The sequence below is a fragment of the Geothrix sp. genome, assembly GCF_030219325.1.
GTDB lineage: Bacteria > Acidobacteriota > Holophagae > Holophagales > Holophagaceae > Geothrix.
On the sequence record NZ_CP126625.1, the window covers coordinates 2,475,084 to 2,497,547 of the forward strand.

Genomic DNA, 22,464 nt, shown 5'->3' on the forward strand with positions numbered 1-22,464 from the left:
CCGTTCGCGGGTGGAATGGAGCTTGCAAGGAGCCCCATGAAGGCCATTTCCCTCCGCGTGGACGTCGACACCCTGGAAGGCTCGCTCACGGGCATTCCGACCCTGCTGCGCCTGCTGGACAAGCACCGCATGCGGGCCAGCTTCTACTTCTGCTTCGGCCCCGACAACAGCGGCAAGGCCATCCGCCGCATCTTCCGCAAGGGCTTCCTGGCCAAAATGCGGCGGACCTCGGGACCGGGCAAGCTGTACAGCCTGAAGACCATGATGTACGGCACCCTGCTGCCCGCGCCCATCATCTGGAAGCGCGCAGCCACCCAGATGCAGGCCGCCAGGGCCGCAGGCCACGAGGTGGGCATCCATGGCTGGGACCACGTGCAGTACCACGACCTGCTGGACCGGAAATCCCGGAAGTGGCTGGCTGACTGGTACGCCAACGCCCACGAGGCCTTCGGCACCATCTTCGGGGAGAAGCCCCTGGGCGCCGTTAGCCCCGCCTGGCGCTGCAACGACACCACCCTGGAGCTGCAGGAGGCCTACGGGCTGGCCTACGCGGGCGACTGCCGGGGCTTCGCGCCCTTCTACCCCATCGTGAAAGGGCAGCCCCAGAAGACCCTGCAGATCCCCACCACCCTGCCCACCCTGGACGAACTGCTGGGTCTCGATGGCCGCACGCCGGACCAGGTGAATCGCGAGGTCTGGGACCTGGTGCGCGAGGACGCGCTCAACGTCTACGCTCTGCACACCGAGGTCGAGGGCGGGGCGCTGTTCGAGACCTTCGATACCTTCCTGGGCGGACTCAACGAGCGTGGCATCGTCGCCCGCACCCACGCCGACTGGCTGCCCGAACTGCTAGCCGCCAATCCGCCCGCCAAGATGATCACCCGGCGAGAGATCCCCGGGCGAGCGGGTTGGGTGAGCTGGGAAGGTTGATCCGTTCTCCTTCGCGCGTAGCGCCAACGAAAAACGCGGCCCATTCGGGCCGCGTTTTTCGCAAGGCTGAAAAGCCTTACGCGTGCTGCTTCAGCTTGTCCTTGCCGCCGAACCACTGGTCCCAGTACACCACCACCGGGGCGGCGATGTAGATGGAGGAGTAGGTGCCGGTGATGACGCCGATGACCAGCGGGAAGGCCAGGTCCTTGAGGGCCGGGCCGCCGAACTGCCAGAGGCAGACGGACACGAAGAGCACGGACAGCGAGGTGAGGATCGTCCGGCCCAGGGTCTGGTTGATGGAGTCGTTCACCAGCTTGGTGATCGTCATCCGCCGGTACTCCGGCCGGTGGCTGTTCTCGCGGATCCGGTCGAAGACCACGATGGTGTCGGCCATGGAGTAGCCCATGAGGGTGAGGAAGCTCGCCACCACGGGCACGTTGAACTCGTAGCCGAAGGCCGCGAAGAGTCCCAGGGCCATGAGCATGTCGTGGATCAGGGCCACGATGCCGCCCACGGCGAAGCTCGCGGTGAACCGGAAGATCACGTAGACCAGGATGGCCAGCATGGCCAAGCCGACCGCCGTGAGGGTCTTGCTGGTCCACTCCCCGGAGATGCTCGGGGAGAAGCTCTCGTTCTTGCGGATGCCCACGGCGCCCAGCCGGTACGTGGTCTGCACCGTATCCTTCACCGCCTGCGGAAGGTCCTGCGGCAGCTCACTGAAGGCGTGGTACAGGCCAGAGGTCAGCCGGTCGCGGCCGGCGATGACCTTCTCGGCCAGGGGCAGGTAGGTGGCGGTGAGGATCGTCTCGTCGTTGGCCACGTGCAGCGGGTTGGCCCTGGCCAGGGAATCCGCCAGGGTCTTCGAGCCTTCCAGATTGAGGGCGGGCAGCGGACTGCCGGCGGCCTCGGGATCCAGCTGCTTGAAGATGCCACGCAGGGCATTGGCCTGGATGGTGCTGTCCTTCTGATCCCCGTCCTTCTTGGCCTTGACCTTGACGGCGAAGTCGCGGACGGACGCGTCCGAGTTCTCGTAGGGCACCACCGTGGCCTCGATGAAACCATTCTTGGCCAGGGCGGCCCGGATGGTTTCGGGTTCCATGGCGCCGCGGAAGCGGACGGTCATGTCATTGCCGCCCACGAACTGCATGCCGAGGTGGATGCGGTTGTTGTGGGTGAGGTTCCAGGGCCGCACGAACAGGAAACAGAGCACGATGATGCCCCAGCTGATGGCCAGGGCCGTGCCCTTGTACTTCATGAAGTCGTAGGAGGCCCCCTTGAAGAAGGTGTGCTTGCCCACGGACAGGGTCTTGGTACCGGGGTGCCGCTCCAGGATCCAGTCATAGATGAAGCGGCTGATGTAGATGCTGGTGAACAGCGAGGCCACGACGCCCACGGTGAGGGTCACGGCGAAGCCCTTCACGGGGCCCGTGCCGAAGATGAAGAGCAGCAGCGCCGCGAAGAGCTGGGTCACGTGGCTGTCCACGATGGTCCAGAACACGCGGTCGAAGCCCGCGTCGATGGCGCCAGGCACGCTCTTGCCAAGCCCCAGTTCCTCCTTGATGCGCTCGAAGATGAGGATGTTGGCGTCCACGGCCATGCCGAGGGTCAGCACGAAGCCGGCGATGCCCGGCAGGGTCAGCGTGGCGCGGAAGGAGCCCAGCAGGCCCATCATCACCACCACGTTCACCGTGAGGGCGATGATCGCGTTCATGCCGGACCAGCGGTAGAAATACACCATGAAGGCGATGATGGTGATGAAGCCCACCAGGGCTGAGGTCACACCCGCCCGGATGGAGTCCTTGCCGAGACCAGGTCCCACCACGCCTTCTTCCAGGAACTTCATGGGCGCGCGCAGGGCGCCGCTGCGGAGCTGGCTGGCGAGGTCGTCGGCCTCCTGGGCGGAGAAGCTGCCGCTGATGCGGACGGCGCCGCCGATGATCTTCTCCTTGGCGCTCAGCTCGGTGACGATCTTGCGGTCCAGCACGATGGCGATGAGGCGGTTCTCCTCGGAGGCCGTGCCCGTCAGGCGGGCGAAGTCGTCATCCCCCTTCCTGTTGAGGGTGAAGTTGACCTCGTTGGCTTCGGTCTGGGAGTTGGAGGCGCGGTGGGAATCGATGATGTCGGCGCCGTCCACGGCCACGCGGCTTTCCAGCAGGACCCAGCGGCTGATCTTCTCCTCGCCGGGCTTGGCCTTGACCACGGGCTGGCCGGCGCGGCGGGCCTGGCGCTCGCTCTCGATCTCGGGCAGCAGCTCGAATTCCTGGGGGATGGCCCCCTTGAAGAAGGCCAGGGCCTCGTCCTTGCTGTTGAAGTAGATCTGCGGAGCCTTCGCCAGCAGGCGCTGTTCCAGGCGGCCCGGGGTGGACAGCAGGGACTTGATGCGCTCACGATCGCCCTCCTCGATGCCGGGGATCTCGACCACGATGCGGTTGCCTTCGGCGCCGCTGGCGGTGATCTCGGGCTCGAGCACGTTGGCGGGGTCGATGTCGCGGATGCGCTTCTCGATGACCTCCAGGGCCCGCTTGTTGGCGTCGTCCTTCAGCTGCTTCTGGTAGGTGTCCTTCTGCGTGAGGCGGAAGACATCCCCTTCGGCGGCCACGGTGTAGCCGGAGAAGTAGTCCTTGGCGACCTTCTCCACGGTGGCCTTCTGGTCGGCCCCCACGCCCTCCACCCGCAGGGCCGGGCCGTCCACACGCACCATGGCGCCGGGCAGGCCCTTCTCCCGCAGACGGGAGACCATGCGGTCCTTGCTGTCGCGGAGATCGGCGGTCAGGGCCTCCTGGCCCTGGACCTCCAGCTCGAAGTGCACGCCGCCGCGAAGATCGAGACCGAGCTTCACCTTGGAGAGGGGCGTGAAGAAGTATCCGCAACCGAACAGCACGGCGAGGACGATGGTGAGGCGCCAGAGGCTCCGTTTGGTCACGGGGCGCTCCTTACAGGAAGCGGGTCGGCCCAATCGATCGAGCATTGGCACCGACCCGGAAGGTCAGGGGAGATCAGTTCTGCTTGGGTTCCGTTTCGGAGGCCAGGGTGGCGACGGCCGAGCGGCGCGCCTTCACCACGGTGTTGCCGAGCTTGACGTACAGGTCCTTGTCCTCGACGCGGTCGATGGTGGCGTAGAGGCCGGAGCTGAGCACCACCTCGTCGCCAGCCTTCAGCTTGGCCAGGCGGGCCTCCATCTCCTTGCGGGCCTTGCTCTGGGGCCGGAGGATGAAGAAATAGAACAGCAGGCCCATGCCCAGCATCATGGGAAAAGGCCCCTTGAGCAGCGCTTCGAGCCCTTGCGGGCCTGGGGGAGTATCAAGCAGGGCGAAAGTCATTCAGGGCTCCTCGGTCAACCATCCGGCGCGTGTGGACTGGGCGAAGGCCGGAAACCGGTTCTCCAGCAGGGCCTGCCGCGCGGCGCGGGTGAGTCCCACAGTGTAGCTCAGGTTGTGGATCGTGTTCAGCGTGAAGCCCAGCAGCTCCCCACAGCGGAGGAGATGATGCAGGTAGGCCCGGGAAAAGGTCCGGCAGGTGTAGCAGGGGCAATCGGGGTCCAGGGGCAGGTCCGCCTCCCGGTGGCGGGCGTTCTTGAGGTTGAGCCGGCCCCGGCTGGTGAGGATGCGGCCGTGGCGGGCCTCCCGGCTGGGGAGGACGCAGTCGAAGAGGTCCACCCCGTGCTCGATGCCGAAGAGCAGATCCTCCGGGGTGCCCACGCCCATGAGGTAGCGGGGCCGGTCCCCCGGCAGCTCCTTCACGAACTCAGCCAGCACGGCGTTCATCTCCGGCTTGGGCTCGCCGACGCTGAGCCCGCCCACGGCGAAGCCCTGGAAGGGCGTCTTCGCATCCAGCTCCAGCGCCTCCTCCAGGTGCCGGCGCCGCAGGTCCAGGTGCGTGCCGCCCTGGTTGATGGCGAAGAGCCCCTGGTGCGGCTGCAGCGGCACGGCCCGGCTGCGGGCCAGCCAGCGGGTGGTGCGGGCCATGCTGACCTCGAGCTTCGACCGCTCCAGGCGCCCAGGCGGGCACTCGTCGAGGGCCATGCAGATGTCTGAGCCCAGGTTCCGCTGGATCTCCAGGCTGCGCTCCGGGGACAGGAACTGCGGGCTGCCGTCCACGTGGCTCTGGAAGGTGACGCCGTCCTCGGTCATCTTGCGGAGGGAAGCCAGGGAGAACACCTGGAATCCCCCGGAATCCGTCAGGATGGGGCCCTCCCAGCCCATGAGGCGGTGCAGCCCACCCAGCCGGGCGACGAGCTCGTCCCCAGGTCTCAGCCCCAGGTGGTAGGTGTTGCCGAGGATGACCTGGGGCCCGATCTCCCGCAGCTGGACCGGCGTGATGCCCTTCACCGTGCCCTGCGTGCCCACGGGCATGAAGGCGGGGGTCAGGACCTCGCCATGGCCGGTCCTGAAGTGGCCCGCCCGCGCAGCTGCGGCGTGGTTTGCGGTTTCGTTCCTGAATGTGAACTCAGGACTTGTGATTTCAGACATGACGGCTACCTGACTTTCTTAACAAAAATTAACAATTCCACCCTTTTCCCGACTCAAAAGATGTTGCGGTATCCATGAAAAAACAGTGGAATGCCGTATCCATGAGGGATTGCGTTCAGTTTCAAGGCTTGACCAACCGCCGACCCTTTGCCATCTTAGCCGCTGGGCTTGCCCCAGTTCTTTACCCTCGTCGTTGTGGCCGATTCGGTGTTCCCGCCGTTTCGGCTAGCTGTTTTTTCCCCCCTGGATCTTTCAAGGGAGCCGCATGAGCAAAGATCCCCAGAAACCCATTCCCGCCAAGTCGGCCGCTCCCGTGGAGACGCTGGAGGATGCCGTTTATCGGTCCTCCCTGTCCGCCGGGAACGACGCCATCAAGCGGGGCAACCCCAAGGTGACGATCCCCGCCACCGTACTCATGTACGGGCTCTTCGCTTTCGTAGGCTTCCAGCTGGCCAAGCAGTCGTCAGTGGTCAAGGAAAAGCTGAAGACCGTGGGCATCGACCTCAACGAGAAGGCTGACGACGCGCCGCCGCCGCCGCCTCCTCCTCCTCCGCCGCCGCCGCCGCCGCCGCCGCCGCCGATGGCCGCGGTTTCGTCGAAGGCGGATCAGACGCCCATCGATCCCCGACAGGAGATCGTGCCTGAGCAGGCCCCCAAGGAGCTGCCCAAGCAGGATCACTCGCTGGGTGGCGTTCCCGGTGGCGTCCCCGGTGGCGTTCCCGGTGGCGTGATCGGCGGCGTGGTCGGTGGCGTGGTCGGTGGCGTGGTCGGTGGTCAGGGCAGGGTCGTCGACTTCGACTTCAGCCAGATCAAGATCAAGTACCAGCCTCCGGCGCCCCCCTACCCCCCCCTCGCCAAGATCGCGAAGATCCAGGGCACGGTGGTCGTGGAAATCGTCGTCGGTCCCGATGGCATCCCCACCTCGGCTTCGGCCAAGGAGGGACCTCCCCAGCTCCGTCCTTCCGCCGAGGCCTACGCCATGATGTGGAAGTTCGAGCCCGCCATGCTGAACGGGCAGGCCCAGTACGCCCGCTTCAAGCTGACGATGCCCTATCGCCTCCGGTAGCCACCACCCCTTTCCCTGTCATCCACCTTTTCTCCCATAAGGAAACCTCATGAACCTGCTTTCCTCCCCCCTCCTGCTCGCCCTCGCCGAAGGCGGCCACGACAGCTTCTCCCCCCTGGAGCTCTTCAAGGCGGCCTCCCCCGCGAACAAGGGGATCATCATCATCCTCTTCATCCTCCTCGGGTACCAGATCTACGTGACCGTCGAGCGCTTCGTCACCTACGCCCAGAGCAACCAGGCCTCCGACAAGTTCCTCAAGCTGTTCATGGACACCCTGCGCCGCGGTGACTTCGAGGCCGCCAAGCGCGCCGCCACCACCCACAACAAGAGCCACGTCGCCCTCGTGCTGAAGCACGGCCTCGACATCTTCCAGTACGAGAAGCAGCTCAAGACCATGAACCCCAACCACGACGCCATCCAGCCCGTGGAACGCGCCATCGCCCGTGGCACCGCCGAGGTCGTCGAGCTCCTCAAGAAGGGCATGAGCGGCCTGGCCACCATCGGCGCGCTGGCCCCCTTCATCGGCCTGCTCGGCACCGTCATCGGCATCATCAAGGTCTTCTCCGACCTGAAGACCAAGGGCGCCGGCGACATCAACGCCCTGGCCGGCTCCATCGGTGAGGCCCTGGCCACCACCGCGCTCGGCCTGATCGTCGCCATCCCCGCCGTGTGGATCTACAACCTGCTGACCAACAAGCAGGACGTGGTCGTCACCAACATCAACAATGCCGCTTCCCAGATGATCGACGAGTTCATCCGTCGCGAGAGCCAGGGCTAATCTGACCATCCATCCCCGTCCGGGGGCGCAAGCCCCCGGGCCGTTCAAGGAGAACACACCATGGATGCAGGTGGTGGTAAGGCGGGTGGCGTCAAGTCCGACATCAACGTCACCCCGCTCGTGGACATCGTGCTGGTGCTGCTGATCATCTTTATCGTGATCACGCCCGCGGTGAACAGCAGCGTCAAGCTGCCGACTGCCAAGCACAGTCCGAAGGCAGAAAAGAACAAGGACGAGAAGTACCTCACGCTGATGCTCACGTCCAAGCGCAACGACAAGTGGGAAGTCATCGGCCCCGGCGCCATCCTCATCGACGACAAGGATGCGAAGGATCTGACGTTCTTCATCAACAATGAGGGCCAGCGTCAGCAGCTCGAGGATTTCATCAACCGCAATGTCTCCCAGCTGAGCCAGAAGGTCGTCTTCGTGAAGGCTGACGCGGACCTGCCTTTCAAGTACGTCAATGAGCTGTTCCAGGTCTGCCGGAAGGGTGGCGCCGATGAGGCGTCCATCGTGACCAGCGAAGACAAGACCGAAGAAAAGCCCGCAGGAGGCAAATAATGGATGCCGGTGGCGCTAAAGGAAAACAGAAGTCGGATATCAACGTCACTCCGTTGATCGACATCGTGCTGGTGCTCCTCATCGTCTTCATCGTGATGGTGCCCGGCCTCGACAAGGCCACCAAGGTGGTGGTCCCTCAGGTGGTCGTCCAGACCAAGGTGACTCCTCCCGATCCCAACAACATCCTGATCCAGATTGATCAGGATGGGACCATGACCCTCCAGCAGGACAAGATCGACATACAGGGTCTGAAGGATCGGCTCCCCGAGGCGGTGATGCTCCAGCCCCTCAACTACCGGAAGGTCTTCCTGAAGGTGGACGAGGATGTGAAGTTCCAGGCCATGGTGGACGTGCTCGACACGATCCGCGTCGCCTCCAACACCGCCAAGCAGAAGTCCCTGGAAAACGGGGACAAGTTCCTGGGCCAGGACGGCGGCGACGTGAAAGTGGCCGTCTCCTTGAAGAAGCGTCCCGCGAGTGCCACGGCTCCCGTGAGCTAGGCCCTCCCGCCATACCTGAAAGGGCCCCGCTCGGGGCCCTTTTTCATGCCCGCTGCCGGTGCCCGAGCACCGTGCCGTAGGCCACGCCGGCCACGGTGATGAGCACCCCCGCCAGCCCCGGAAGCGTGCTGCGCTCGCCCAGCAGGGGCACGGCGAGGAGGTACTGGACGATGGGCAGCAGCTGGAGCCAGATGGCCGCCTCCGGCACGGACAGGGTGCCGTAGGCTTCCGACATCAGCAGCTGGCCGGCATAGGCCAGCAGGCTCATGAGGACGGCCAGGGCCCAGGGGCCGACGCCACCTGGCCAGGGCGTGAGGGCGAAAGGCAGCACCACGGGCAGCCCCGCGATGCAGAAGAAGAAGAAGATCGTGGCGGCGTTGTCCGTGTGGCGCACGGCCCGGATGGCGTTGGCACTGGTGGCCGCGAAGACCGCCGCCGCCAGGGCGGCCAACTGCCCCCGCCCGAAGCCGAAGCCGAGGTGGCCCTGGCTCAGCACCATGGCCACGCCCAGGGAAGCGGCCAGGATGGCCAGCCACAAGTGGATGGTGGGCCGCTCCTTGAAGATCACCAGGGACAGGGTCACGGCGATCACGGGGAACACGTTGTAGAGGATTCCCGCCTCGCCGGCCGGAATGTGGGCCAGGGCGTAGAAGTAGAGCACCACCACCGCGCCGCCCGAGAGCCCCCGCATCACCAGCAGGCGGTGGTTGCTGGGGCGGTACAGACCGGGTATCAGGCCGAAGGTCAGCAGGCTGAACAGCGCCCCCACCACGAAGCGGAGCACGGCCAGGTGCCCCGCCGTGAAGCCCATGTCCGGCATGGTCAGCTTCCGGGCCAGGATGGCCATGAGCCCGAAGCACAGGGCCGAGCCCGCCAGCTGCCCCCGGGCCGCCATGCGGCGACGGGACTGGGCGGGGGTGAAGGTGGTCATGCTCGAATCATCCGATGGGGAAACCAAAAGAGAAACCGCAGATGTCGCAGATTCACGCAGATGAAAAGCCGAGGCCACTCATCTGCGCCATCTGCGTCATCTGCGGTTAGATGTCTTACCTTTTCGCACTGGAATTCACCGGCTTCAGGGGTTGTAGGCGCCCTGGGGCTGGTTCAGGCCCGCGGCGTGGAAGGCGGACTGGAGGGCCCCGCCCCGGAAGGCGCCACGGTCGGCCGCTTCCAGGTGATCCAACAGGTGGGACAGGTTGGCGCCACTGGGCACCGTGGGCACGCCCAGGTCCGCCGCCAGCTGGGGCAGGGTCAAGTCGTCGAGGAAGGTACCTTCCTCCCTCACCACGGAGCCCCGCAGGGTGTACTGGTCCGTGGGCCCCGTCACGGTTCGCAGGCTGGAAGAGGGCACCACCACCGCATCCACCCAGCCGGCCCTGCCGCCCTTGGCCTCCCGGTCCGCATGGGCGGCATATTTCAGGTCCTCGCCACAGAGCAGGCCCGCCACCGTGACGGTCTCGCCGAAGCTGAAGTTCTTCGCCGCGGCCACCCGCAAATGGCTTCCCACTTGGCGGTTGAGCTCAGCCGCTACGCGGCTGAGTACCGGCGCGAAACTCGCGCCGGTCAAGAGGAGGACTCTACGCCCCATGAATCCCTTGGCCCGTGGAGATTTGATGAAGCGGCGGCTGTGCTCCAGGAAGCGGCGCACCAGTCCCACGCCGTTCTCCAGCTGGGCCCAGGACCGGGAGTAGAAGGCGCGCCCCGGCACCTCGAGACCCGCCCGGGTGAACCACTCATCCGCCAGCAGCAGCCAGGGTTCGCCATCGTTGGCCCTGGCGTACTTCCGCACTTCCGGTGTCCAGCTCGCAACCCAGTCCCGGGCGAAAGCGGAGTCCACATCCTGCACGCTCGGCAGGTTCTCGCGGTGCGCCGTGAGGCCCACGGGCACGCAGGAGAGGCTCAGCACGCTGCCCCGCCCTTCCTTGCGGCGGGCCCAGAGATCGGCCAGGGTCTGCTGCCAGATCTCGCCATCGTTGAGGCCCGGCGCCACCACCGCCTGGGTGTGCACGTCGATGCCACCGGCCAGCAGGCGATCGATCTTGCGAAGGATGTGGCCTTCCCGGGGATTGCCCACCACCTTCACCCGGGCCACCGGATCCGTGGCATGGACCGACACATGGATGGGGCTTAGCCGCTCGCGCACGATGCGGTCCAGCTCCGCGTCATCGCTGCTCGACAATGTCGTGAAGTGCCCGTAGAGGAAGGAGAGCCGCACATCTTCGTCCTTCAGGTAGAGCGACTTGCGGAAGCCCTTGGGCATCTGGTGGACGAAGCAGAACACGCAGTTCTGCTTGCAGACCTTCACCTCGTCCTGGGCCAGGTCCACGCCGATGCCCTCGCCGCCGTTCTCCACAAAAGCCTTGAACGTGCTGCCGTCCGGGCGCTGCAGCACGAGCTCCGCCTCGTCCTCCCGGGTGATGAGGTACTGGTAGCTCAGCTGGTCCAGCACCGCCTCGCCGTGGATCTTCAGCAGCGTGTCGCCGGGACGGATCCCCGCCTCCTCGGCCAGACTGCCGGGTTCCACGGTGATGATCTGGACGCCTTTCTGGGCCAAGGGACGCTCCTGCTCCGGATTCCCTTCGGGAATCCGGAGGTAGATTGTCTCATTGGGGGGGAAGAATGGCCTTTCCTATCTCCGGCCCGCCAGGGCCAGAGCCTCGTATGGATCTCAAGCAGGAGCCTTTGTAGCCTTCCTTGCCTCGACCACCTTGTCAGCGTCGCGGCCCACCAGTTCCTGCAGGTGGTGGAAGGCCCAGGTGAAGGAGCCGACGCCCATGGTGAGGCTGCGGAGTTCCACCACCACATCGCTCATCTCGGCCTGGGGGATGTAGGCCGACACGATGTCCCAGCCCTTCCAGCCGGGCTTGGCATCGAAGCCGAGCACCTGGCCGCCTCGGCGCCCGGTGACGAGACGCTGGGCCTTGGGCGTGAACTCGCTGGGCACGCTGATGTGCACTTCGCTGATGGGCTCCAGCAGCACGGGGTTGCAGACCGGCGCGGCCTCGTTCATGCCGATGCGGGCGGCGGTCTTGAAGGCCATGTCGGAGCTGTCCACCGTGTGGTAGCTGCCATCCACCAGGGCCACGTAGATGTCCACGACGGGGAAGCCCAGGGGGCCGCGCTTCATCCAGTCCACGACCCCGTGTTCCACGGCGCCGAAGAAGTTCTTGGGCACCACGCCACCCACGATCTTCTCCTCGAACTCGAAGCCTTCCCCGCGCTGTCTCGGCTTGATCTCCAGCCAGACATCGCCGAACTGGCCGTGGCCACCGGTCTGGTGCTTGTGGCGTCCGTGGACCTTGGCGGCCTTGGTGAAGGTCTCCCGGTAGGGAACCATGGGCGGGTGGTGCAGCACGTCCAGGCCGAAGCGGCTCTTGAGGCGGTCCAGGGCGCACTTGAGGTGCACCTCGCCCTGGCCCCAGAGGATGCGCTCCTGGGTTTCGGCGTTCTGCTCCACCTTCAGGGAGGCGTCCTCTTCGCAGAGCCGCTGCAGCGCGAGGGACAGCTTCACGTCGTCGCCACTCTTGGTGGTGTGCAGGCTCAACGCCAGCATGGGCTGAAGAGGCTCGGGCCAGGCGAGCTCCACCTTGGCATTGGGGGTCAGGCCTTCGCTGGTGTGCACCTCGTCCATGCGGCCCAGGGCCACGACCTCGCCCACCGTGGCCTTCTGCTGCTTGATCTGCTGGGCGCCGAAGAGCTTGTTGATGCCGCTGACACGGTTGCCCGCCAGGGAGCTGCCATCGGCCACCTCGCCGCGCCACACGCGGGAGATGCTCAGCTTGCCCACGTGCTGGGCATGCACGGTCTTGAAGACCTGCACCAGCGTGTCCTTGCCCTCGGGAATGCCCAGGCGGGCGGCCGTGGCCTCCACCCGGGGAGCCTCGTCGCAAAGGGCCTGAAGCAGGCGGCGCACGCCCGTGTCCTTGTCCGCGGAGCCAAAGTAGACCGGCACCAGCAGGTCCTCGCGGACATCCTTGGCCAGGTCCTCGGAGACCTCCTCCTCGGGCGGAACCAGGTCGCTGAGCAGCTCTTCCATCAAGTGATCGTCAAAGTCCGCAAGCTTCTCCAGCAGGGCCTGGCGGGCTTCCTGCTCCTCGGGCACGACGGAGTCCGGCAGCTGCACCAGGTCCGCATCCTTGCCGGCCTCGTACTTGTAGGCGTGCTCGCTGATGAGGTCCACGTAGCCGGTGATCTGATCGCCTTCGCGGATGGGGATCTCCACCAGCACCAGGGGCCGCTCGGACACCACCTGCAGGGCGTTGAGCACGTCCTTGAGCTTTCCGGCACTGCCGGGGGCCTCCATCTTGTTGATGAACAGGACGTGGGGAATCCTGTGGTCATCAAGGAACTTGAGGGCGGGGGCGGCCATCAGGGCGCGGGCCGGATCGGGGTCGCAGACCACCACGGCGATGTCCGCGGCCATGAGGGCATGGACGGCCTCCTGGCGGAACTCCACGGACCCCGGACAATCGATGAGGGTCCAGGCCTCACCCTGGTACTCGCAGGTGGCCAAGCTGGCCTCCACGCTCATCTGGCGGGCCTTGGCTTCCATGGAGGCATCGCCGACGGTGTTCCCCTCCTTGACGGAGCCCTTGCGCGGCAGGGCGCCTGCCACGAAGAGAAGACTCTCCATCAAGGAGGTCTTTCCGGAGAGGTAGGGACCCACGATGGCCGCTACGCGTGGAGTTGACTGGGAATTCCCGCTCACAGTGCCTCCTGATTGTCTGGTTCCGATGTGGACCGCCCCAAGTGTTCCGAGCTTGTCACAGGCTGGCAACACCGAAAAAAAGTCGCCCGGGAAAAGGCGGCTTAAGTCACAAATCCTCAGAGGGATGGCATCCGCCGAGCCGGGCTGGCTCAAAGAGCCGGGCGCGCCCTGAACCGCTCCTTCAGGTGCTTGAGATCCGCCACGCAGACGAAGCTCAGGATCACCAGCAGGCTCCAGCTGTGGACCTTCCCCAGGCCCACGGGGCGCCAGCCCAGGCGCTGGTCCGGGTAGGCCCAGGCGCCGCCCCAGGTGGCCGCGTTCTCGGCCACCCAGATGAAGAACCCGATCAGCAGGAAGGAGAGCGCCAGGGGCATGCGGCGGCGGGGCCCTCCCGGGAGCACAGTGAATCCGACCCAGGTGTGCCTGAAAACCCAGAGCACGGCGAGGCTGAGCGGCCAACGCAGGTCAGGACCGAAGTGGTGGGTGAAGAAGTTGAGATAGATCGCGGCGGCGAGCAGCGCGCTGAGCCGGTGATCCGGGTAGCGGAGGATGCGGAGGTCGAAGAGGCGCCAGGCCTGCGTCATGTAGCTGGCCACGGCCGCGTACATGAACCCCGAGTACAGCGGCACGCCCTGCACCATGAAGAACCCCGGCTCGGGATAGCTCCAGGAATGGATCGACGGGTGGGTCTTGAAGACTTCCAGCAGGAGGCCAAAGCCATGGAACAAGCACAGTGTCTTGACCTCGTCCAAGGTCTCCACGCGGGTGGCCACCAGGACCCCCTGGAGGCCGAGGCTCAGAAACAGGATGAGGTCATACCTGGCCAGCCCCGGCAGGTGGAGGTGGCGGCTGGCGAGAAGAAGGAGAAAGAAGCCCCCTGCGAAGAGGCAGGCCCTGGCCTCCTTAAGCCCGAAGGCCAGGAACTCATGCAGTGGACCCCCCTCGGAAAGGAACCTGGAGGGTGGCCGAAAACATCGAGGCATGCAGCGCGCCTAGTTCCGCAGCGGCCTTCCCGTTTTCAGGATGGCGTCCATGCGGGCCTGCGTCTTCTCGAAGCTGCAGAGCCGGGCGAAGGCCTGGCGCTCCAGCTCGAGGATCCGTTCCTCGGTGACCTCCTGCACCAGGCTCACGTCGCCGCCGCAGAGGATGTTGGCCAGCTCGCCCATGATGATGGCGTCGTGCTCGCTGGCCAGGCCCTGCAGCTGGAAGTCGCGCACGGCCATCTTGAGGGCCTCGCTGCCGCCCCGGCCGGGCAGGCGCAGGGTGCGCTCCTTCACGGGCTGGAAGTCCGCGGCCATCTTGAGCACTTCCTGCTTGGCCTCGTGGAGCAGGAAGGCCTTGTTCATGACGCGGCGGTCCGTGCGGCGCAGGTAGCCGTTGCGCTGGGCCTCGTCGAAGCTGGTGTGCACGGTGGCCGTGCCGATGCCCTGGAAGCTGGCCTTCACCTTGGGCATGGGGCCCAGCTCGCCCTTGGCGGCCATGGCGTCTTCCATGCGGAGCAGCATCTGGAGGCAGCCGCCGCCCGCGGGGATGACGCCCACGCCCACTTCCACCAGACCGATGTAGAGTTCGGCGTGGCCCACCACCCGCTGGCAGGCCATGGTGATCTCGCAGCCGCCGCCCAGGGCCAGGTTGAAGGGGGCGCCCACGGTGGGGAACGGCGCGTAGGTGAGCATGCGGGCCGCGTACTGCAGGCGGCGGGCCACTTCCTCGATGAGGTCGAACTGCTTGTCCTTGGCGGCGTTCAGCACCATCACCAGGTTGGCCCCGGCGCTGAAGTGCTGGCCCTGGTTGCCCACCACCAGGCCCTTGAAGCGACCGGGCACGTGCTTCTGGACCGTGTCCTCCATGAGGCCGATGATGCCGTCGTCCAGGGCGTTCATCTTGCTGCGGAAGCTGAGGCAGGCCACGTCATCGCCAATGTCCAGCAGCTGGCAGCTGCCGTTCTCGGCCACCACCTTGCCCTTGCCTTCCTCGCGCTTGAGGATGATCACGCGCCGGTCTTCGAGGATGGGATCGAAGGCCAGGGTCTTGGGATTCAGCTGGGAGACGGGAACGCCATGCTCCCAGCGGTAGAAGCTGGTGATGCCCTTGGCGAGCATCTGCTCCACCAGCGGCGCGATGGGCTGCTCCTCGAACGTCATGCGCGCCACGACCCGCTCCACGCCGAGGATGTCCCACAGCTCGAAGGGACCCACCTCGAAGGCGAAGCCGTTCTTGATGGCGCGATCCACGTTCAGGGGACCATCGGTGACTTCGCCCAGCCGGTTCACGGCGTAGGTGAGGTTGGGCGAGATGCAGCGCCAGGCCAGACGGCCCGCCTCGGTATCGCTGGTGAGCAGGGTCTTCACCTTTTCCGCGGGGTCATCGATGCCCTTCAGCTCCTTCAGGATGGGCCAGTCCTTCTTCACCTGCGGGATGTACTCGCGGGTGGCGGGATCGATGGCCAGGAAGGTCTTCTTGCCCTTGGCGTCCTTGGGTCCCTTCTTGAAGAAGCCCTGCTTCACCTTGTTGCCGAAGAGCTTGTTGTCCAGCATCCACTGCAGGAACTCGGGGAACTTGAAGGTGTCGCGCACTTCATCATTCGGGCAGAGGTCGTAGACGTTCTTCGCCGTGGCGGCGAGGATGTCCACGCCCGCCAGGTCCGCCGTGCGGAAGGCGGCGCTCTTGGCGCGGGCCGCGGCGTCGCCCAGCACCGTGTCCACCACCTCGAAGGGGATCTTCTCGGCCAGCACCAGATGCAGGGTGGCCATGATGCCGTGGATGCCGATGCGGTTGCCGATGAAGGTGGGGCTGTCGTAGGCGGGCACCACCTCTTTGCCGAGGCTCTCCTCCAGCCAAGTGCGGAAGGTCTGGGCCTTGGCCTCGTCGACCTCGGGCCCCTTCACGAACTCCAGCAGGCGCAGGTAGCGCACCGGATTGAAGAAGTGGGTGATGACGAAGTGCTGGCGGAAGGCGTCCGTGCGCCCTTCGACCAGCAGCTTGAGGGGGATGCCCGAGGTGTTCGAGCTGATCCAGGCGCCGGCCTTGAGCTTGGGTTCGAGGCGGCCGTACAGCTCGCGCTTGATGGCCAGGTCCTCCTTGACCACCTCCACCACCCAGTCGCAGTCCGACAGGCGGTCCAGGTGATCCCGCAGGTTCCCGGGCCGGATCTTCTTCAGGAAGGAGCCGTGCATGGCCAGGGCCGGCTTGGACTTCGCCAGGGCCGCCAGGGCGCCTTCGGCCAGTTTGTCCGGCGCCGCCTCGTCGATGACGATGTCCAGCAGCTCCACCGAACAGCCCGCCGACGCCACATGCGCCGCGATCCCCGAGCCCATCACACCCGAACCAAGTACACCAATTTTTTTGATGCTCATTGGAAACCTCAAAAATGAAACCGCGAATTTCGCGAATGAACGCGAATGAAGCAGACACAGGCCCTTACCGGAATTTCATTGGCGCCCATTCGCGTCATTCGCGGTTCTTCAGATTTTTTCAATGATGGACGCGATGCCCTGGCCGCCGCCGATGCACATGGTGGCGATGCCGTACTTGCCGCCATCGGCCTCGAGGCGGCTCAGCAGGGTGGTGAGGATGCGCGCGCCGCTGGCGCCGAGGGGATGGCCCACGGCGATGGCGCCGCCCCAGGCGTTCACCTTGGCCGGGTCGTAGCCGCCTTCGCGGATGACGGCCAGGCTCTGGGCGGCGAAGGCTTCATTCAGCTCCATGGCGTCGATCTGGTCGAGCTTGAGGCCGAAGCGGTCCAGCACCTTCTTCACGGCGGGCACGGGGCCGATGCCCATGCGGTCCGGCTCCACGCCGGCCACGGCGCCGCCGATGATGCGGGCCCGGGCCTTCAGGCCCAGGGACTTGGCCAGGCCCTCATCCATCACCAGCAGGAAGGCGGCGCCATCGGTGATGGGGGAGCTGTTGCCGGCAGTGGTCAGGCCGTCCACCAGGAAGGCGGGCTTCAGCTCCGCCAGCTTCTCCAGGCTGGTCTCGGCGCGGACGCACTCGTCCTGCTGTAGCGTGACGGGCTTGCCATCCAGTCCCTTCGTTTCGAAGCGCACGACCTCCTTCTCGAACTTGCCGGCCTTCCAGGCGGCGGCGGCCTTCTGGTGGCTGTGGAAGGCGAACTCGTCGCACTCGCGGCGGGTGAGCTTGTATTCCCTGGCCAGGTTCTCCGCCGTGATGCCCATGGAGCAGTAGGCCGCGGGGTAGGTCTCGGCGATGAAGGGATCCACGCTGGGATTGAAGCCCATCATGGGTACCTTGGACATGCTCTCCACGCCACCCGCGAGGAACAGATCCCCCTGGTTGGCCATGATGGCCCGGGCCGCCATGAGCATGGTCTCCTGGCTGCTGCCGCAGAAGCGGTTGATGGTGGCCGCGCCGGCCGTGATGGGCAGGCCGGCCCGGAAGCTGATGAGGCGCGCCATGTTCATGCCCTGCTCGCCCTCGGGCATGGCACAGCCCACCAGGACATCTTCGAGGCCCGACCAGTCCTTCAGCAGCGGCTTGATGGCCTCGATCACCACGGCACCCAGGTGCTCCGGGCGGGTGGCGGCGTAGCTGCCCTTGATGCCCCGGCCGATGGGCGTGCGCTTGGCTTCGACGATGACTGCGGATCGCATGGGTCCTCCAAGGGGAAGCAGCTGTCTGGGTTTCCGAGGAGCCTAGCATCCGCTGAGTTGGGCGTAAGCCCCTACCGTGGGTCATGAGCGCGTTTACCGCAGGTCAACCTGGCGTTTCGACCGCGCCGCTTTCCAGTCAAGATGGGAGCATTCCCCGGACCCCCCATGGCCACCCCCTTCGTCCACACCCTGGAACCCCTGCTCGCCGAGTGCCGCAAGGTGATCGTGGGCCAGCCCCAGCTGCTGAACCGCCTGCTGGTGGCCCTGCTCTGCCGGGGCCACGTGCTGCTGGAGGGCCTGCCGGGCCTGGCGAAGACCCGCACCATCAAGACGCTGGCATCCGCCAGCCACACCACCTTCCACCGCATCCAGTTCACGCCCGACCTGCTGCCCAGCGACGTGGTGGGCACGCTCATCTTCGATCCCAAGCAGCTCACCTTCACGCCCAAGCGCGGCCCCATCTTCGCGAACCTGGTGCTGGCGGACGAGATCAACCGCGCCCCCTCCAAGGTGCAGGCCGCCCTGCTGGAGGCCATGGAGGAGCGGCAGGTCACGCTGGGCGAGGAGAGCTTCGCCCTGCCCGATCCCTTCCTGGTGCTGGCCACGCAGAACCCGCTGGAGCAGGAGGGCACCTTCCCCCTGCCCGAGGCCCAGATGGACCGGTTCCTCTTCAAGCTCCGGGTGGACTATCCGCGGCAGGACGATGAGGTCGAGGTACTGCGCCGTGCCCACCTGAACGGTGACGAAGTGAACCCCGTGGTGGACGGCCCCAGCCTGCTGAAGGCGGGGCGCGAGGCCCAGCAGGTGCGCCTCGACGATGCCATCCGCACCTACATCGTGCGGCTCGTGCAGGCCACGCGGCCCGGCCACGGCAAGCCCTGGAAGGGCAAGGAGCAGCTCCGCTGCGGGGCCAGCCCCCGGGCCTCCCTGGCGCTCCAGTCCTCCTCGCGGGCATTGGCCTACCTGCAGGGCCGGGACCACGTGCTGCCCCAGGACGTGGTGGATCTCGCCCCCGACGTGCTGCGCCACCGGCTTCTGCTCACCTTCGAGAGCGAGGCCGACGGGGCCACCACGGACCAGGCCATCACCCAGCTGCTGCAGGCCGTGCCCAGGCCCTGACGCCATCTGGGCGACGCACCACCTCCCCAACCACCCTCTCTCCCCTTCGGAGGCACCTCATGCCACGCCCCAAGCTGCTGAAGATCCGCCTGATCTACAGCGTGGAAGGAAGCCAGATCCCCCTGGAAATCGACGTCGATCCCTGCCGGACGACCTCGCTCTTCTTCGACGAGCATGCCGCCGTGGAGATCCTCGGCGCCTTCTACGACGACAAGGGCAAGACCATCACCCGGGACCAGGCCATCGCCCGCTTCGGCACCCGCGCCGAAGCCTGGTTCCCCAAGGGCAAGGACGAGCTGCCCCTGGACAAGAAGTTCCTGAAGCTGGCCTGGGGCAGCGAGACCCAGAAGCCCCGCCGCGGCGGCAGCGTCCGGGTGGACCCCCGGGCCGATGCGAACGGCCTGCCTGTGATGATCTGCAAGGACCCCAACTGCATGCCGAGCGGCTATCCCTGAGGTTGATCCCCCGCCTGAACTGCCTGGAGCAGACGACGAATTTCCGGATTATGAGGGTCCAGAGCGAAGGCCCGCTGAATGCGGGCCTTCGCATCCTTGGCCTGGCCGCGGGCCTTCGCCAACTGTGCCCCCCGCAGCCACAAGGTGGGTATTTGGGCGAAGCGTTTCACGTCTTCTTGGAATTGGGCCTCGCCCTCTCTCATGGCCCGTTCCCCGTCGACTGTCCCGAACCCAGCGGCCATCCCCCTCCAAAGCGCGACCTCGACCAGATTGGCCCCGAGAACTGAATGGAATGGCGCCAACAGCCTCGCCTGGCGGTAAGCCTGATCGGCTCGCTCCAAAGATGCCTCCGCGCCTGCCTGACGATGAACCGTTTCCCACTGCCCGCGCATCAGGGCGGCGTTGGCCATGCCGTAGTGGGAACGGAAGCTCGGCCCCTGCCTGAGAACCATCTCGAAGCTCTGCATGGATTGTTCCAACGATGGCCGCGGATCCATGCCATGGGTGCGCTCGTACTCCGCTCGTTCGCCCCAGAGGTAGCCCAGAGCCTCTCGCAGCGACTTCGCATCAGGCTCGCGCTCTAACCCCCTCAGGATGACTTGCAGGGCGGACTCGAAGACTTCCCAGGGAGGCTCCCCACGGAGGGTGCCTTCGGAGAGGCGCCATACTGATACTCGCGCTAGTTCATTGGCCAACGACGAATGGCCCGGTCTCCGATCGAGAGCCTCCCTGCCATGGGCCAAGGCCCGGTCCAACCATGGGATCGGATCTCCCATTTCTGGGAATTTGATGGCATAGCATTCTGCCTGCATGGCGCCTTCGAGCGCATCGAAGGGCGGATCAGGGGCCTCCAGGAGGGGAGCCAGCAGGGCCAGGGCCCGCCTCAGGGGCGCTGCACCGGGGCGTCCGGCCACCTGCGCATTGACGGCCTCAGCCGTGAGCAGGGACGCCTCCAGGATCGCCGCCCGCGATCCCCCGGGTTCCAGGATCCGGAGGGCCGCCACCACGCCTTCCACGCCTGCATGGATGGCCCGGCCCTGCACGGGGTCCGATACGAACAGGCCGTAGCGCATCACGCCGATCCGGCCCGCCAGGCCCAGAGCCTGGACGTCACAGGGCGCGGCCATCAGCGCGGCCTGGGCGCTGCGGTGAGCTTCCGCCAGGATCCCATCCCGCTCAGGGCCGCTCTTCGGCAGGCCCCAGGACAGCAGGGCCTGGGCCTCCAGCAGGCGGGCCTCGTAGAACCAGGGCGCCTGGCCCTGGGCCGCTCGGGCCTTGGCGATGGCCTCCTCCCAGCGCCCGGCCACCCAGGCCGCCTGCCCTTCCAGGTAGGCCAGCGGGATGAGGGAAGCGGTGGCCCCGGATCTCAGCAGCGGCTCGATGCGCGCGACGGCAACCGCTTGCAGCCGGCCCAGCGCCTCCTTCCGTGCATCTTCCGGCCCGATGCGCCAGGCCTCGTCCAGGGCCTTCTGGTGCAGTTCGAGCAGGGCCCGGCCGAGGGCGGAACGCAGCTCTGGTGTATCGAAGCCCAGGGCCCGGGCCCGCTCCAGGTGTGTCCGGGCGGACTCCGGCTGGCCCAGGGCCAGCCGCGCCCGCCCCAGGGCGTACTGCCCGGGCGCCTCCGCACTGGCCCCCTCCACGTGCGCTTCCGCTTCCAGGCGGGCCACCCGGCCTTCGAGATCCCGCAGCTCGGGCCCCAGATCATGGGGGGGGGACAGCTTCAGATATCGGGCCAGGGCCTCGATGCGCTCCGCCGCCTGGGCGAAGCGCTGGGCATGGGCGGCCTGGGCCCGGGCCCGCAGGCGCTCCCGCACCGCGAACCCGCCGAAGACGGCCGTGGACAGGAGCACGGCGGCCGTGGCCGCCACCAGCACGGTGTGCTTCCGGGCCCAGTGGACCCCCTTCTCCAGCCGGGTGGCCGCCCGGGCCTCGATGGACTCGCCATCCAGGATGCGCTGCAGATCCTCCCCCAGGGCGCGGGCCGTGGCGTACCGGCGGCGGGGATCCTTCTGGAGGCAGGTGAGCACCACGGTCTCCAGGTCGGCCGAGAGCATGGGCAGCCGGCGCCGGAGCGGAACCGGGTCGTCCTTCACGATGTGGGACATGCACTCGAGTCCCTCCCCCGGAAAGGGTGGGGAACCCGTCAGCAGGGCCTGGAGCGTGGCGCCCAGCGAGTACACGTCCGAGCGGCGGTCCAGCCGTGCCGCATCGCCGCGGGCCTGCTCCGGGGACATGAAGGCCACCGTGCCGATGATGCGGCCCGTTTCGGTGAGGCCCTGGCTCTCGGTGCCGCGGGCCAATCCGAAGTCGAGCACGCAGGCCCGGGTGGAGCCATCCTCCAGGCGGTCGATCATCAGGTTGGCGGGCTTCAGGTCGCGATGGACGAGCCCCACCCGATGAGCCGCATGGACCCCTTCGCAGACATCCACCATGTAGCGGAGCAGGGCTTCCACGGACAGGGCGGGCGCGGCCCTCTGGAGGGTCGCGCCGCTGAGGAACTGCATGGCGATGTAAGGCTGGCCGCGCCACTCGCCCACCTCGTACACCCGGCACACGTTGGGGTGGTCGACCCGGGCCTGGAGCTGGGCCTCCTGGATGAACCGCTGGAGCAGGTCGGGATCCTCCCGGCGCAGCAGCTTCAGGGCCACCAGGCGATGCAGCGAAGGGTCCGTGGCCTTGAAGATGCGCCCCATGCCCCCTTCGCCGAGCAGCTCGAGGTTCTCAAAGCGGGCCCAGCGCGCCAGGGTCCGGGCCTGGAAGACATCGCCTTTGCGGAATCGCCTCCCCGGGTCGGACGGTCCGGCCGAGGGGCCCGACGGATCTGTCTCCGCGGGGTCCCCGTGCGTTGGCAGGGGCGTCTGGGCCGTGACATCCAGGGACCAGTGGCTGGCTTCGACCTCCTCCAGGTCGGCCAGGTCCTGGAGCAGCCCCTGGCAGTCCTCCCGGGTCAGGCGGCCGGCGGCCACCAGGGTTTCCAGGTCGGTATCCCGGGCCTCCCCGGGCTCCAGCAGCCCGCAGGCCACCGCCAGGGCCAGCGCCCGCTCACCAGCCGTCGACATGCCAGCCGATCTCCACGGGTGTGACTCCTGTGTGACTTGTCCATGGTGACGGCTTTGGGACGATACGAGAAGGTACGCTTGGGTTGACCGAGGCGGAGCCGGGAGGCATTCTGGCTCTGGCCCTGGCGCCGGAAAGGAGGTTTGATGGGACGACACGCCGACCTCACCGAACCTCCGTCGAGTCGCGCCGCCCGCTGAGGCGGCCC

Annotated in this window: 17 protein-coding genes; 7 read left to right on the forward strand and 10 right to left on the reverse strand. The window is 66.6% G+C overall.

What is annotated here, in order from left to right; genetic code table 11:
• The first annotated feature begins 36 nt into the window (after positions 1 to 36).
• The gene (locus QOZ81_RS11115; RefSeq protein ID WP_291206660.1) at positions 37 to 930 is read left to right on the forward strand and encodes a polysaccharide deacetylase family protein; all 894 of its coding nucleotides are present in this window, start codon (positions 37 to 39) and stop codon (positions 928 to 930) included.
• A 76-nt stretch (positions 931 to 1,006) separates the two neighbouring features.
• Here QOZ81_RS11115 and secD read toward each other — a convergent pair whose 3' ends face one another.
• The 3 genes from secD to tgt all read right to left on the reverse strand — a co-directional run bounded on the left by secD (position 1,007) and on the right by tgt (position 5,399).
• Positions 1,007 to 3,853 (reverse strand): protein translocase subunit SecD, encoded by a 2,847-nt coding sequence (secD, locus tag QOZ81_RS11120; RefSeq protein WP_291206657.1) that lies wholly within the window; start codon positions 3,851 to 3,853, stop codon positions 1,007 to 1,009.
• A 73-nt stretch (positions 3,854 to 3,926) separates the two neighbouring features.
• The gene (gene yajC, locus QOZ81_RS11125) at positions 3,927 to 4,250 is read right to left on the reverse strand and encodes a preprotein translocase subunit YajC (RefSeq protein ID WP_291206654.1); all 324 of its coding nucleotides are present in this window, start codon (positions 4,248 to 4,250) and stop codon (positions 3,927 to 3,929) included.
• A complete protein-coding gene (gene tgt, locus QOZ81_RS11130; RefSeq protein WP_291206651.1) occupies positions 4,251 to 5,399 on the reverse strand; it encodes a tRNA guanosine(34) transglycosylase Tgt in 1,149 nt (382 codons plus the stop codon).
• Positions 5,400 to 5,664: 265 nt separating this feature from the next.
• Here tgt and QOZ81_RS11135 point away from each other — a divergent pair, with 265 nt between their 5' ends.
• The 4 genes from QOZ81_RS11135 to QOZ81_RS11150 are packed head-to-tail and all read left to right on the forward strand — an operon-like array spanning position 5,665 to position 8,304.
• Positions 5,665 to 6,465: an energy transducer TonB gene (locus QOZ81_RS11135; protein WP_291206648.1), complete on the forward strand. Its 801-nt coding sequence runs from the start codon at positions 5,665 to 5,667 to the stop codon at positions 6,463 to 6,465.
• A 49-nt stretch (positions 6,466 to 6,514) separates the two neighbouring features.
• The gene (locus tag QOZ81_RS11140; protein WP_291206644.1) at positions 6,515 to 7,243 is read left to right on the forward strand and encodes a MotA/TolQ/ExbB proton channel family protein; all 729 of its coding nucleotides are present in this window, start codon (positions 6,515 to 6,517) and stop codon (positions 7,241 to 7,243) included.
• Between the two features lie 60 nt (positions 7,244 to 7,303).
• Positions 7,304 to 7,804: an ExbD/TolR family protein gene (locus tag QOZ81_RS11145; RefSeq protein ID WP_291206641.1), complete on the forward strand. Its 501-nt coding sequence runs from the start codon at positions 7,304 to 7,306 to the stop codon at positions 7,802 to 7,804.
• A complete protein-coding gene (locus tag QOZ81_RS11150) occupies positions 7,804 to 8,304 on the forward strand; it encodes an ExbD/TolR family protein (RefSeq protein ID WP_291206639.1) in 501 nt (166 codons plus the stop codon). The genes QOZ81_RS11145 and QOZ81_RS11150 overlap by 1 nt, the downstream gene beginning before the upstream one ends.
• A 43-nt stretch (positions 8,305 to 8,347) precedes the next feature.
• Here QOZ81_RS11150 and QOZ81_RS11155 read toward each other — a convergent pair whose 3' ends face one another.
• From QOZ81_RS11155 to QOZ81_RS11180, 6 genes are all read right to left on the reverse strand, one after another.
• Positions 8,348 to 9,235, reverse strand: coding sequence for a DMT family transporter (locus QOZ81_RS11155; RefSeq protein ID WP_291206636.1), 888 nt, complete (start codon positions 9,233 to 9,235; stop codon positions 8,348 to 8,350).
• 144 nt (positions 9,236 to 9,379) lie between these two features.
• Positions 9,380 to 10,903 carry a DUF512 domain-containing protein gene (locus tag QOZ81_RS11160; protein ID WP_341849997.1) on the reverse strand — a complete coding sequence of 508 codons (1,524 nt, stop codon included), beginning with the start codon at positions 10,901 to 10,903 and terminating at the stop codon, positions 9,380 to 9,382.
• A 69-nt stretch (positions 10,904 to 10,972) separates the two neighbouring features.
• Complete coding sequence (locus QOZ81_RS11165; RefSeq protein WP_291206630.1) at positions 10,973 to 13,012, reverse strand: elongation factor G; 2,040 nt, start codon at positions 13,010 to 13,012, stop codon at positions 10,973 to 10,975.
• Between the two features lie 149 nt (positions 13,013 to 13,161).
• Positions 13,162 to 13,995, reverse strand: coding sequence for a DUF817 domain-containing protein (locus QOZ81_RS11170; protein ID WP_291206627.1), 834 nt, complete (start codon positions 13,993 to 13,995; stop codon positions 13,162 to 13,164).
• Positions 13,996 to 14,004: 9 nt separating this feature from the next.
• Positions 14,005 to 16,368 carry a 3-hydroxyacyl-CoA dehydrogenase/enoyl-CoA hydratase family protein gene (locus QOZ81_RS11175; RefSeq protein WP_300714641.1) on the reverse strand — a complete coding sequence of 788 codons (2,364 nt, stop codon included), beginning with the start codon at positions 16,366 to 16,368 and terminating at the stop codon, positions 14,005 to 14,007.
• 108 nt (positions 16,369 to 16,476) lie between these two features.
• A complete protein-coding gene (locus QOZ81_RS11180; RefSeq protein WP_291206621.1) occupies positions 16,477 to 17,625 on the reverse strand; it encodes a thiolase family protein in 1,149 nt (382 codons plus the stop codon).
• Between the two features lie 165 nt (positions 17,626 to 17,790).
• On the opposite strand from QOZ81_RS11180, the gene QOZ81_RS11185 reads away from it, so the two are divergent.
• Complete coding sequence (locus QOZ81_RS11185; RefSeq protein ID WP_291206618.1) at positions 17,791 to 18,744, forward strand: AAA family ATPase; 954 nt, start codon at positions 17,791 to 17,793, stop codon at positions 18,742 to 18,744.
• 59 nt (positions 18,745 to 18,803) lie between these two features.
• Positions 18,804 to 19,199 (forward strand): hypothetical protein, encoded by a 396-nt coding sequence (locus QOZ81_RS11190; protein WP_291206615.1) that lies wholly within the window; start codon positions 18,804 to 18,806, stop codon positions 19,197 to 19,199.
• On the opposite strand, the gene QOZ81_RS11195 is transcribed toward QOZ81_RS11190, so the two are convergent.
• Positions 19,190 to 22,258 (reverse strand): protein kinase domain-containing protein, encoded by a 3,069-nt coding sequence (locus QOZ81_RS11195; protein ID WP_291206612.1) that lies wholly within the window; start codon positions 22,256 to 22,258, stop codon positions 19,190 to 19,192. The two genes, QOZ81_RS11190 and QOZ81_RS11195, sit on opposite strands and share 10 nt — an antisense overlap.
• Positions 22,259 to 22,464: the final 206 nt, after the last annotated feature.